Raw genomic sequence first — 12,794 nt, 5'->3', positions numbered from 1 at the left:
GCTTTTTGAGGCTTGCGTGTCCCACCCCGTCGAGCGCCGTTGGTATCCCATCACTTTGGCAGTTGCCGCGCTGGTATTGCTGCCGCTGAGCGTCCTGTTGTTCAGTTGGAGCGATATCGATACCGGCATCTGGTCGCATCTCTGGCAGACCCAGATGCCGCGTCTGCTGGGCAATACGCTAACGCTTGTTCTGGGCGTTTCGGTGGGTGTAACCGTGCTCGGAGTCAGCCTCGCCTGGCTGACCTCCCTGTGCGAATTTCCAGGGCGGCGCTGGCTGGATTGGGCGCTGATGCTGCCTTTTGCCATTCCCGCCTATGTGCTGGCGTTCGTCTTCATCGGGCTGCTCGATTTCGCCGGGCCGGTGCAGACGCTGGCTCGCGAGTGGTTTGGCAGTGGGGTGCGCTTTCCGCGGGTACGGTCCACTGGCGGTGTGATCACCGTGCTGGTGCTGGTTTTCTACCCGTATGTCTATCTGCTTGCCCGCTCAGCCTTCATTGCCCAGGGCAAAGGCTTGATGGAGGCGGCGCGAGTTCTCGGTAAATCCCCCTGGAAGGCTTTCTGGAGTGTCGCATTGCCGATGGCGCGGCCGGCTATTGGCGCTGGCTTGGCCTTGGCGTTGATGGAAACACTGGCCGATTTCGGTGCCGTGGCGGTGTTCAATTTTGATACGTTCACCACGGCTATCTACAAGACCTGGTACGGGTTTTTCAGTCTCACCAGCGCGACCCAGCTGGCCAGTTTGTTGTTGTTGGCAGTGATGCTGGTGCTCTACGGCGAGCGGCGTGCGCGCGGTGCGGCCAGGCCGGCGAACGACCGGGCGCGTTCGGCCGTCCTTTATCGCCTCCGCGGCTTCAAGGCTCTGGCCGCGAGCAGCTGGTGTGGTCTGGTGTTTCTCTGCGCCTTCGTCATACCCGTGCTGCAGTTGCTGGTCTGGCTCTGGCAGCGTGGCCGCTTTGATCTCGATGAGCGCTACACCGGCTTGATCCTGCACACGCTCTACCTGGGCGGCCTGGCGGCCCTGATCACGGTAACCGTGGCGCTGTTGCTGGCTTTTGCGCGACGTCAGGCACCGCTGCGTCCGATAAAAATGGCTGTAGGCTTGGCGAATCTGGGTTATGCCCTGCCGGGGTCGGTGTTGGCCGTGTCGATCATGCTCGCGTTCAGCTACCTGGATCGCGAACTGGTGGTTCCGCTGTCCGGCTGGCTCGGAGGAGCGGAAAAGCCGATCTTGCTCGGAAGTCTCGGTGCCTTGCTGCTGGCTTACCTGATTCGCTTCATGGCGGTAGCGTTCGGTCCACTGGAAAGCGCGCTGGCACGCATCCGACCGTCTTTGCCGCAAGCGTCGCGCAGCCTGGGTGTCGGCGGGCCGGCATTATTCTTCCGTGTCTATTTGCCGCTGCTGCTGCCCGGCACGCTGAGCGCCGCCTTGTTGGTATTCGTCGATGTGCTCAAGGAAATGCCGGCCACGTTGCTGATGAGGCCGTTCGGTTGGGACACGCTGTCGGTGCGGATCTTCGAGATGACCAGCGAAGGCGAGTGGGCGCGTGCGGCCCTGCCGGCGCTGACACTGGTGATGGTTGGACTGTTGCCGGTCATTCTGTTGATCCGTCGCTCTGCTCGGCGAGTCGGTTGAGCGCTCCATCGCCTCACCGTGACCTGTCACGGCCTTGGGGCTACAATGCGCGCCATCCAAAAAACGTCGGGCCTGTTGCTCGGCCCTAATAAGCTCTACCCACGCCGCTTCGGCGACCTGCCCGGAAGGAGAAACCCATGGGTCAGCGTACTCCCCTCTACGATCAGCACCTTGCACTTGGCGCCAAAATGGTCGACTTCGGTGGCTGGGACATGCCGCTGCATTACGGCTCCCAGGTTGAAGAGCATCATCAGGTGCGACGTGATTGTGGCGTGTTCGACGTCTCCCACATGACGGTCGTCGATGTCGAGGGAGCGGATGCCAAAGCCTATCTCCAGCGCCTGCTGGCCAACGATGTTGGCCGCCTCGGACAGGTGGGCAAAGCACTTTATTCAGCGATGCTCAACGAGCGTGGCGGCGTGGTCGATGACCTGATCGTCTACCTCACCGACTGGGGTTATCGCCTGGTGGTCAACGCCAGTACCCGCGACAAGGATTTGGCCTGGATGCAAGCGCAAACCGAGGGGTTTGCTGTGGATGTGACCGAGCGACCCGAGTTGGCGATGCTGGCTATCCAGGGTCCCCACGCACGGGTGCGCACTTCGGAGCTGGTCAGCCAGGCCCGAGCTGCGTTGATTCACGAGCTCAAGCCGTTTCACGGCCGCGCCGTCGGCGATTGGTTCATTGGTCGCACGGGCTATACGGGCGAGGACGGCTTGGAAATCATCCTGCCGGCCGAGCAAGCTCCGGATTTTCTCAGCGAACTGGTCGGTGCCGGAATTTCACCTATCGGACTGGGCGCACGTGACACGCTGCGACTGGAGGCTGGGCTGAATCTGTACGGCCAGGATATGACTGAGGACGTTTCGCCGCTGCAGGCCAACATGGCCTGGACCGTGGCATGGGAGCCGGCCGAGCGTGACTTTATAGGTCGCGCCGAGCTGGAAGCTCAGAAGGCGCAAAGCGATCTACCGAAACTGGTAGGGCTGGTGCTCGAAGAGCGTGGCGTTTTGCGTGCCCATCAGACCGTTCGCATCAACGGCGTCGGCGAAGGCGAGATCACCAGCGGCAGTTTTTCGCCTACGCTTGGCAAAGCCATCGCGCTGGCGCGGGTTCCTGCCGGGGCGGGTGACCGGGCAGAGGTGGAAATTCGTGGTAAGTGGTATCCCGTGCGTGTGGTGCAACCGACGTTCGTGCGTCACGGCAAAGTACTGGTGTAAATTCGGCCAACCGCTATCCGCTAGTGAGCCGCAGAGCTTGCTACGCACGCAAACCGACAGCTTTATGAGGACATACGAATGAGCGACATCCCCAGCGATCTGCGTTACGCCGCCAGCCACGAGTGGGCCCGTCTCGAAGCCGACGGAAGTGTGAGCGTTGGTATCTCCGATCATGCCCAGGAAGCCCTGGGTGACGTGGTATATGTGGAGCTGCCAGAGGTTGGCCAGCAGCTGACCGCCGGGCAACAAGCGGGTGTGGTGGAGTCGGTGAAGGCCGCTTCGGATATCTATGCGCCAATTTCCGGAGAAGTGGTCGCGATCAACGAACAGCTCACGGATTCGCCGGAAGGTGTCAACAGCGAACCCTATGGCAGCTGGTTCTTCCGGCTTAAGCCGAGCGACGCCTCGCAACTGGAAAATCTGCTCGACGCAGCGGGCTACAAAGCCGCCTGCGACGCCGAAGCCTAAGCGTTCCAACTCAAAAGCCCCGCAACGCAGACGTGTGAAAATCGAGCATCGTTTTTCACAGCAGTCCGATATGCCGGGGCTTTTCTTTTCCGAGAGAAGCAGTGATGTCTCAAGTGCCGCGCCTTTCCCAGCTCCAGCAACCTGACGCCTTTCTGCGTCGTCATCTCGGCCCTGATGCGACGGAACAGCAAGCCATGCTCGAAGCGCTCGGCTTGTCCAGCCGTGAAGAGTTGATCAAGCAGACCGTGCCGCCGGCGATTCGTCTGCAAGACGACCTGGCGCTGCCGGCCGCGCTGGATGAACAGGAAGCACTGGCGCGCTTGCGAGGCTACGCGCAACAGAACCAGCTCTGGACCAGCCTGATTGGCATGGGTTACCACGGCACCATCACGCCGCCCGTTATCCTGCGCAACGTGCTGGAGAACCCGGGCTGGTACACCGCTTACACGCCCTATCAGCCGGAGATTGCTCAGGGGCGGCTGGAAGCGCTGTTGAATTTCCAGCAGTTGACCATCGACCTTACCGGTCTCGACCTGGCCAACGCCTCGCTACTCGATGAGGCAACCGCTGCAGCGGAGGCCATGACCCTGGCGCGGCGCATGGCCAAGAGCAAAAGCAACCGCTTCTTCGTCGATGAGAACTGTCATCCGCAGACGCTCTCAGTGGTGCAGACGCGTGCCGAAGCTTTTGGGTTCGAGCTGGTGGTCGGCGCGCTCGAGGATATTGCGGCGCAGGACGTCTTCGGCGCGCTGCTGCAGTACCCCGATACTCACGGTGAAATTCGCGATCTGCGCCCGGCGATCGAAGCGCTGCATGCCCAGCAAGCGCTGGCTTGCGTTGCGGCTGACCTGCTTAGCCTGCTGCTGCTGACTCCGCCCGGCGAGCTCGGTGCGGATGTGGTGCTCGGTTCGACTCAGCGTTTCGGTGTGCCGATGGGCTACGGTGGTCCGCATGCAGCCTATTTCGCTACCCGCGATGCCTTCAAGCGCGCCATGCCCGGCCGCATCATTGGCGTATCCAAGGATGCCCGAGGCAACACGGCGCTGCGCATGGCACTGCAAACGCGCGAGCAACATATCCGTCGCGAAAAGGCCAACTCGAACATCTGTACCGCGCAGGTGCTGTTGGCCAATATTGCCAGTTGCTTTGCGGTCTACCACGGCCCTGAAGGGCTCAAGCGCATTGCCCAGCGTACCCATCGACTGACCTCGATTCTGGCCGGCGCGCTGGAAAAGAATGGCATCAAGCGTCTCAACCAGCACTTCTTCGACACGCTCAGTCTGGAAGTCGGCGGCGCGCAGACTGCGATACTCGAGAGTGCACGTGCCGCTCGGATCAACCTGCGCATCCTCGGGCGCGGCAAGCTGGGCGTCAGCCTCGACGAGACGTGCAACGAGCAGACCGTCGAGCAGCTGCTGACGATCTTCCTTGGAGCAGATCACGGGTTGAAGGTGGCAACGTTGGATGCCAGCGAAATTGCCAGCGGTATCCCGGCGGCTCTGCAACGCAGCAGCGGCTACCTGGCGCACCCGGTGTTCAATAGCCACCACAGCGAAACCGAGATGCTGCGCTATCTCAAACAGCTGGAAAACAAGGACCTGGCGCTGAATCAGGCGATGATTCCGCTCGGTTCCTGCACCATGAAGCTCAACGCCACCAGCGAGATGATCCCAATCACCTGGCCGGAATTCGCCAACCTGCATCCGTTCGCGCCGCAGGAACAGGCTCAGGGTTACAAACTGATGATTGACGAGCTGGAAGCCTGGCTCTGTGCGATCACCGGCTTCGACGCGATCTCCATGCAGCCCAACTCGGGCGCTCAGGGCGAATACGCCGGCCTGGTAGCGATCCGCAAATATCATGAAAGCCGCGGCGAAGGTCAGCGGGATATCTGCCTGATTCCGTCGTCCGCCCACGGTACCAATCCGGCCTCGGCACAGATGGTCAGCATGCGCGTGGTCATCGTCGAATGCGACAAGGCCGGCAACGTAGATCTGGAAGACCTCAAGCGCAAGGCCGCCGAGGCGGGTGACAAGCTGTCGTGCCTGATGATCACCTATCCATCGACCCACGGCGTGTACGAAGAAGGGATTCGCGAGATCTGCGAAGCGATCCATGCCCAGGGCGGCCAGGTGTACATGGACGGCGCCAACCTTAATGCCCAGGTCGGCCTGGCACGGCCGGCGGATATCGGCGCCGACGTCTCGCACATGAACCTGCACAAAACCTTCTGCATTCCGCACGGCGGTGGTGGTCCGGGTATGGGGCCGATCGGCATCAAGGCGCATCTGCAGCCGTTTGTTTCCAATCATCCGGTCATCGAACTGCAAGGACCCAACCCCGAAAATGGCGCCGTTAGCGCAGCGCCTTGGGGAAGCGCCAGCATTTTGCCGATCAGCTGGATGTACATCGCCATGATGGGCCCGCAGCTGCGCGATGCGACCGAGGTTGCGATTCTAAGTGCCAACTACCTCGCGATGCGTCTCGGTGAAGCTTTCCCGGTGCTCTACAGCGGTCGTAACGGCCGCGTAGCACATGAATGCATCATCGACCTGCGACCACTCAAGGCGCAGACCGGCATCACCGAGGAGGATGTCGCGAAGCGACTGATCGATTACGGCTTCCATGCGCCGACCATGTCCTTTCCTGTCCCCGGCACGCTGATGATCGAGCCGACCGAGAGCGAGTCGAAAGCTGAGCTGGATCGTTTCGTCGAAGCGATGCTGAGCATTCGCGCAGAGATCGCCAGGGTGCAGGATGGCGGTTGGCCTGCAGAGGACAATCCGCTGGTGCGCGCGCCGCACACATTGGCCGACGTAACCAACCTGTGGGACCGTCCGTATAGCATCGCCGAAGGGGTGACACCGAGTGCTCACACTCAGGCGCACAAGTATTGGCCTGCGGTGAACCGGGTCGACAACGTATTTGGCGACCGCAACCTGTTCTGCGCCTGCGTACCGGTTGACGATTATCGCGAGTAAGTGCGCTCCGCCCGTTCTGGCCTTGTGTCAGAGCGGGCGGCATCGCTCCCTGAGGTTCAGCCTTATCGCGAAGGCTCGTTGAGAGACTCGTCGCCTTCTTCCCCGATCATCCCAAGCAGCTGCGCCAGTACTAGTTGGGCTTCCTCAACACCCTGACGTTTCGGTGCCGAGAACAACTGGACGCTGACGCCGTCTCCCCACCCTTTGCGAATATCGCGCTGGATCGCCAGGAGCGCATTCTTCGCCGCGCCAAAGGCGAGCTTGTCCGACTTGGTCAGCAGGATATGCAGCGGCATCTCGCTGGCGTTGGACCAGTCGAGCATCATGCGGTCGAATTCAGTCAGCGGATGGCGAATATCCATCATCAGGAACACGCCAGCGAGACTCTCGCGACTGCTCAGATAGGCCTCCAGATGACGCTGCCAATGCTGCTTGAGAGGGATCGGCACTTTCGCATAGCCGTAGCCGGGCAGGTCGACCAGGCGGTGGTCGTCGTCGAGGCTGAAAAAGTTAAGTAACTGGGTTCGCCCCGGCGTTTTCGACGTGCGGGCGAGGCTGGCATGGGTGAGCGTGTTCAGCGCACTGGATTTGCCCGCGTTCGAGCGACCGGCGAAAGCGACTTCCAGGCCCTCGTCAGCCGGGCATTGATCGACCTTGGCGGCACTGGTCATAAACGTGGCTTGCTGGCAGAGGCCTAGAATCGGGTTTTTTGGGAGCATGGGCTTTCCGGTGAGTGCGCGGGGTGCGGCAATGGTTCATTTCCGTTTCAGGAGCGCCAGTATATAATGCCGCAGATTTTGTGTGCGCTTTGGTCTAAAAACGAGATCGGGCGCCCGCTCCGTTGACTGCTTTTTGCCTCGGATCGGGAGCGACCCAGGCGTTGCTAAAGCGCCAGATCAGTGTCACCCCGTTTATAACGAGCGTCGCCATGGCCCTAAGCGGTCGGACTGCCGAATAAGATTCCTTTAAACCCTTAGCCGTAGTTGGATGAGCTGATGAACAAAGTACTCGTGAGTCTGCTGTTGACCCTTGGCATCACCGGTATCGCCCACGCGGCTGGAAATGCAGAAGCCGGAAAAGAAAAGGTTGCCGTCTGTGGTGCTTGCCACGGTGCCGACGGAAACAGTGCCGCACCGAACTTCCCGAAACTCGCAGGCCAAGGCTCGAACTACCTGTTCAAGCAGCTGCAAGATATCAAGTTGGGCAGCAGCCCCACAGCCGAACCGGGCGTTGGCCGTAAGGTGCTGGAAATGACCGGTATGCTCGATCCATATAGCGATCAAGATCTCCAGGACATCGCCGCCTATTTTGCTAGCCAGAAGATGAGCATCGGCACGGCCGACCCTGCTCTGGTCGCTCAGGGCGAGCAGCTTTACCGCGGTGGCAAGCTGGAACAGGGCATGCCGGCTTGCTCCGGCTGCCACGCACCGGACGGCGTTGGCAATAACCTGGCGCGTTTCCCGCGTCTGGGTGGTCAGCACGCAGCCTATACCGCCAAGCAGCTCACCGACTTCCGCGAGGGTGATCGCACCAACGATGGCGATACGGCAATCATGCGTACCATCGCGTCGAAGCTGAGCAACAAGGATATCCAGGCCCTTTCGAGCTATATCCAGGGTCTGCACTGATCGTTAGTTAAACCGGTCAGCCTGCAAAAGGGCGTTCAGGGCTAAAGCTCGGACGCCTTTTTTTGTTTTTGGCCTCGCTATAATGATTGTCAAGATATTGAAAAGCGGCGGAAGGCGCTGGCGAGCACAGATGAATTGCTGCAGCCTGTGGCGCTATCGGTCAGCCGTTCATTACCAAGGGAGTCACCATGCGTAAACTTGTTCTCAGCGCCCTGCTCGTTACCGCCAGTCTGTTCGGCTTTTCAGCCAGTGCGGCAGATTTCCAGGCTGGAAAGGAATATGTCGAGCTGAAGAGTCCGGTACCGGTTGCCGAGCCGGACAAGATCGAGGTTGTCGAACTGTTCTGGTATGGCTGCCCGCATTGCTACCAGTTCGAGCCGGTAATCAACCCATGGGTCAAACAACTGCCTGATGATGTCGACTTCAAGCGCATCCCGGCGATGTTCGGCGGCGTTTGGAACACGCACGGACAGATGTTCCTTGCGCTGGAATCCATGGGCGTCGAGCAGAAGGTCCATGACGCCGTGTTCAACGCCTATCATCGCGACGGTAACAAGCTCGAAACCCCCGAGAAGATGGCCGGGCTCCTTGAGGAGCAGGGTGTCGACAAGCAAGCTTTCCTCAAGGCTTATAACTCCTTCGGCGTGAAGAGCCGTGCCGAGCAGGCGAAGAAGCTGGCGATGGCTTATCAGATCACGGGCGTTCCGGTGATGATCGTCAACGGCAAGTACCGCTTCGACATCGGATCCGCCGGCGGCCCGGAGCGCGCCCTGGAAGTTGCTGACTTCCTCATCGAAAAAGAACGCGCAGCCCGGTAAGCGCGCGTGCTTCGTCGCTGGAGTTCACCACGCCTTGCCGGCCCCGGTCAGGCGCAGGTCAATCCACTTTGCCTAGACTCCAGCGGCCTGCCCTGCGACGGCCGGCTGCGCCTGCTGAGTTTCAACATTCAGGTCGGCATCAGCACCGAGCGTTATCACCATTACCTAACCCGTAGCTGGCAACATCTATTGCCGCACACTGGACGCGCGCGGAACTTGCAACGCATTGGCGAGTTGCTCGGCAACTACGATCTTGTGGCGCTGCAGGAAGCGGACGGGGGCAGCCTGCGATCGGGCTATATCAACCAGGTCGAGCACCTTGCGCAGCTGGGGGCTTTTCCCTATTGGTATCAGCAGCTCAATCGTAACCTGGGGCGCTTCGCTCAGCACAGTAACGGCGTGTTGAGTCGACTGGAACCGCAGGGGCTGGAAGACCATCCATTGCCGGGACCATCCGGGCGCGGTGCGATTCTGCTGCGCTTCGGACAGGGTGAGAATGCCCTTGTCGTGGTGGTGATGCACCTGGCCCTGGGCGGCGGCGCGCGCACCCGTCAGCTGGCCTATATCCGCGAACTGATCGGCGGTTACCGCCATCAGATTCTGATGGGCGACATGAATACCCATGCCAGCGATCTGCTGGAGAACTCACCGCTGCGTGATCTCGGTTTGCAAGCACCGCAAATTGAGGCGACCTTCCCCAGCTGGCGTCCGCAACGCTGTCTTGATCACATTCTGCTGAGCCCCAGCCTGACGCTCGAACGTGTCGATGTGCTGGCCCAGGCGACTTCGGATCACCTGCCGGTGGCGGTGGAAATCCGCTTGCCAGATGCGCTGCACGACGCTGACGCGTTGCCTGTGCCTACGGTTGGGACTTGATGAGCGACGACGCGCAACGCTGGAAAGACAAATATCTGCACCAGTTGGAGCAGCAGGAACAGCTCGAAGGGCGCTGGAATACGCGGCTGGATCTGCTGCGTCGCAGTCTGGTCCGCAGCAGCTTCGCTGTGGATGACGCCGATCCGGCCGTTGAACGCTGCATGCGCGAGCTGCGCGATGTCCTGCGTGACGATGTGCAGGATAATCGTCTGGGTGCGCTGGTTCCTCGGCTGGAACGCGCGGTGCTCGACACTGAGCGCAGTAAACAGGAGCGTCTCGAGCGACTGACCGAGGCGCTCGATCGACTGACCTCGCAACTGCTCGAGCTGCCATTGCCCAGCGAAATCCGCAAGCCGTTGAAGCAGTTTTCACGGCAGCTGGACGAACGGGCTGCCCAATCGCGCGAGCTGCCCAGGTTATTGGCGGAGCTTGGTGAGTTGCAAAGCCTGGCCTTGAGTGCGCAGCGGTCGTCGGCGGGAACCAGTTCGGTAGGCCTGCTTGGCCGCTTGTTTGGCCAGCGCGAGCGTGCAATCAAGACCGCCTCGAAACCTGACGACGATTCGTCATTGTTTTCGGCGGAGTCAGTGGAATCGCTCATTCAGCAGCCGGAAGCGCCTTCACAGCCATTGGACACTGCGGATTGCGCTTCGCAAGCGCTGCAGGCTGCCATCGATATCGCCGGGCCACACCGCGAGGCGGTCATCGATGTGACGTTGCCGGAACTCGCGGCGGAGAACCAGCCGAATGACTCGTATCGGTTGCCGCCCTCGCCGGAGCAGGCCTACAGCGCGATTTCCGAGCGTGTTGAGTCGACCCTGTTCGGTCTTCTCGAGGACCTACATCTTCCCGAACACCAGCAGGCGCAGGCTCAGGCCTTGCGCGATCGGATTCAGCGTGGCCTGAACTGGTATGAGCTCGTGCCGGTGCTCGATGATCTGGCTCAGTTGATGTTGGCCGTGGCAGATCAGGGGCAGCGTGAATTCGAAAGCTACCTGAGTCTGCTCAACGAGCGTCTTGCCACCATGCAGGACAGCCTCTTCGCCGCCCGCGAAGGGCACGTGCAGAGCAAGGAGACGGCCCAGGCGCTTGACGAAGAGCTGCGCCAGCAGGTAGGCGGTCTGCAAGACAGCATGCTCGGCGCCAACGACCTGCCAAGTCTGAAGCAGACGGTTCAGTCGCGTTTGGACGGTTTGCTGGAAACTGTCGATGCGTATCAGCGTCAGCGCAGTGAACATGAGCAGGCCTTGAGCGACCGCCTCGGCACCTTGGTTGAGCGGGTGGCAAACCTGGAAAAGGCGGCCACGGGAATGCGCGAACACCTCGAAGAGCAGCGCCAGAAGGCGCTGCAGGATCCGCTTACCGGCCTGCCCAATCGAGCTGCCTGGGACGAGCGCCTGCAGCTCGAAGTCGCGCGCCATCAACGTTATGGCGGCCAGCTGCTGCTCGCGGTTCTGGACGTCGATCACTTCAAGCGTATCAACGACAGTTTCGGCCATCTGGCGGGCGATCGGGTGCTGAAGATCATTGCCAGCGAGTTGCGCAAGCGGTTGCGCAAGACCGACTTCATCGCCCGTTTCGGTGGCGAAGAGTTCGCGCTGTTGCTGCCCGAGACGCCTGCTGCTGCCGGGCTTCAGCTACTCGATAGCTTGCGCACAGGTATCGAGCGTTGTCCTTTCCACTTCAAGGGCGCTGGCATCCAGGTAACCCTGTCGGGAGGGCTTGCAAGCTTCGCTGCAGCCGATCGAGGCGAGCAAGTATTCGAGCGCGCAGACCGAGCGCTTTACCGGGCCAAGGATTCCGGTCGCAACCGTATCGAAGCGGACTGACGGGGCGCGCTGGGAGCCCAGGGCTCGCAACGGTATAATCCCATCCTTTGCGCTGGCGTCGATTCTCTCGGCGCTCCCCTGCGGGCCGCCGTCTGGCCCGATCAGCTGTTCCAGTCTGCGTCATCTTGCTGTCGACCAGAGGTCCTGTATGAAAGCCTTGATCCTCGCCTTGTTTGGCCTGTTGCTTGGCGGCTGCGCCAGCGGTCCGCGTATCGATACCAGCCATACGTCGTTGGGTCAGGACAGCCGAGCGCAGTTCATCGTGCTTCATTACACGTCGAGTGACCTGCAGCGGTCGTTGGAGATTCTCAAGGGCGACGGTGTTAGCAGCCACTACCTGATCGGCGAGGCTCCCGCGACCATCTACCGTCTGGTCGATGAGGATCGTCGTGCCTGGCACGCCGGGGAAAGTCAATGGAATGGGCGGACCTGGCTTAATTCCAGCTCCATTGGTATTGAGCTGGTTAATCGCGGCTATATCGAAAGCGCCAATGGACGGCTCTGGTATCCCTACTCCGGTGAGCAGATAGACGCTTTGATCGTGCTGCTCAAGGACATCATGCAACGTCACGGACTGAAGCCTGGCGCCATCGTTGGGCACAGCGATATTGCTCCGCAACGCAAGGTCGATCCGGGACCGCTGTTCCCCTGGAAGCGGCTGGCGGACGCCGGCCTGGTGCCCTGGCCGGAGACCCAGGCCGTAGCCCGCCAGCGCAGGCTTTTCGCGACTGCTATACCGGACGTGGCCTGGTTCCAGTCACAGCTGGCGGAGCAGGGTTATCCGGTACCTGAGCACGGCTATCTCGATATGGAAACGCGCAACGTCATTGCCGCGTTCCAGATGAAGTATCGTCCGGCACGTTTCGATGGCGAGCCGGATGCGGAAACCGCAGCGCTGCTTGCGGTGCTGAATGCAGCAGGCTGAGGCGTCGACTTAACTGCGCGGGCTGCAGCCGATCAGCCTCGAGTCGGCGAACGCTGCAGTGCGGTGGACGGTGGCGGCGCGGTATTCCGGGTCCGCCAGCATTGCCAGAAACGCTTCAGGCGAGGGGTAGCGCACCAGCAGTAGCTCATCCCAGTGCTCTTGCTCCGGCGCAATCAACGCAACGTGGGCATTGGCCATGGTCTCCACCTGACCACCGGCTGCGCGCACCTTCCTGATGGCCGTGCGGCTGTAGATTGCGTAGGCTTCGCGGCCGGAACAGGACGGGTGGCCGCTCTCGGCAGGGTAGGTGGCTTGATCGTGAAAACGCAGCAAGTTGAGCATGAGGATCGGCTCGCCAGCAGGCATCTGCTCGGCGAAGCGTTGCAGCTGCTCCTGGCTGGGGTTGAGGCTGGGCATGG

General features: G+C 61.0%; 11 protein-coding genes. 9 read left to right on the top strand and 2 right to left on the bottom strand.

All coding sequences use genetic code 11. The features are described 5' to 3' along the window. Window positions 1-16: 16 nt before the first annotated feature. The 4 genes from BUE09_RS03205 to gcvP all read left to right on the top strand — a co-directional run bounded on the left by BUE09_RS03205 (window position 17) and on the right by gcvP (window position 6,302). Window positions 17-1,633: an ABC transporter permease gene (locus BUE09_RS03205; protein WP_073299253.1), complete on the top strand. Its 1,617-nt coding sequence runs from the start codon at window positions 17-19 to the stop codon at window positions 1,631-1,633. A gap of 137 nt (window positions 1,634-1,770) precedes the next feature. After that, window positions 1,771-2,853: a glycine cleavage system aminomethyltransferase GcvT gene (gene gcvT, locus BUE09_RS03200; protein ID WP_073299252.1), complete on the top strand. Its 1,083-nt coding sequence runs from the start codon at window positions 1,771-1,773 to the stop codon at window positions 2,851-2,853. Between the two features lie 78 nt (window positions 2,854-2,931). Continuing rightward, window positions 2,932-3,321 (top strand): glycine cleavage system protein GcvH, encoded by a 390-nt coding sequence (gcvH, locus tag BUE09_RS03195; RefSeq protein WP_073299251.1) that lies wholly within the window; start codon window positions 2,932-2,934, stop codon window positions 3,319-3,321. 104 nt (window positions 3,322-3,425) lie between these two features. Continuing rightward, window positions 3,426-6,302 (top strand): aminomethyl-transferring glycine dehydrogenase, encoded by a 2,877-nt coding sequence (gene gcvP, locus BUE09_RS03190; protein ID WP_073299250.1) that lies wholly within the window; start codon window positions 3,426-3,428, stop codon window positions 6,300-6,302. 62 nt (window positions 6,303-6,364) lie between these two features. On the opposite strand, the gene yihA is transcribed toward gcvP, so the two are convergent. Next, a complete protein-coding gene (gene yihA, locus BUE09_RS03185) occupies window positions 6,365-7,021 on the bottom strand; it encodes a ribosome biogenesis GTP-binding protein YihA/YsxC (RefSeq protein ID WP_073299249.1) in 657 nt (218 codons plus the stop codon). A 276-nt stretch (window positions 7,022-7,297) separates the two neighbouring features. Between yihA and BUE09_RS03180 the strand changes: the two genes are divergently transcribed. From BUE09_RS03180 to BUE09_RS03160, 5 genes are all read left to right on the top strand, one after another. Next, a complete protein-coding gene (locus BUE09_RS03180) occupies window positions 7,298-7,930 on the top strand; it encodes a c-type cytochrome (protein WP_073299248.1) in 633 nt (210 codons plus the stop codon). Between the two features lie 188 nt (window positions 7,931-8,118). Next, a complete protein-coding gene (locus BUE09_RS03175; RefSeq protein ID WP_073299247.1) occupies window positions 8,119-8,748 on the top strand; it encodes a thiol:disulfide interchange protein DsbA/DsbL in 630 nt (209 codons plus the stop codon). A 6-nt stretch (window positions 8,749-8,754) separates the two neighbouring features. Continuing rightward, complete coding sequence (locus BUE09_RS03170; RefSeq protein WP_073299246.1) at window positions 8,755-9,624, top strand: endonuclease/exonuclease/phosphatase family protein; 870 nt, start codon at window positions 8,755-8,757, stop codon at window positions 9,622-9,624. Next, on the top strand, window positions 9,624-11,450 hold the full coding sequence (locus BUE09_RS03165) for a GGDEF domain-containing protein (protein ID WP_073299245.1): 1,827 nt from the start codon (window positions 9,624-9,626) through the stop codon (window positions 11,448-11,450). Before BUE09_RS03170 ends, BUE09_RS03165 begins: the two co-directional genes overlap by 1 nt. Before the next feature lie 148 nt (window positions 11,451-11,598). After that, window positions 11,599-12,375, top strand: a complete 777-nt coding sequence (locus BUE09_RS03160) for an N-acetylmuramoyl-L-alanine amidase (protein WP_073299244.1) — start codon at window positions 11,599-11,601, stop codon at window positions 12,373-12,375. Window positions 12,376-12,384: 9 nt separating this feature from the next. On the opposite strand, the gene BUE09_RS03155 is transcribed toward BUE09_RS03160, so the two are convergent. After that, entirely contained in the window at window positions 12,385-12,792 is a 408-nt protein-coding gene (locus BUE09_RS03155) for a DUF1330 domain-containing protein (protein WP_073299243.1), read from the bottom strand. Window positions 12,793-12,794 lie beyond the last annotated feature (2 nt).

The organism is Stutzerimonas xanthomarina DSM 18231 (assembly GCF_900129835.1).
GTDB lineage: Bacteria > Pseudomonadota > Gammaproteobacteria > Pseudomonadales > Pseudomonadaceae > Stutzerimonas > Stutzerimonas xanthomarina.
Note: the sequence above shows the minus strand (reverse complement) of the source record. Positions and strands in the feature narration are given on the sequence as shown.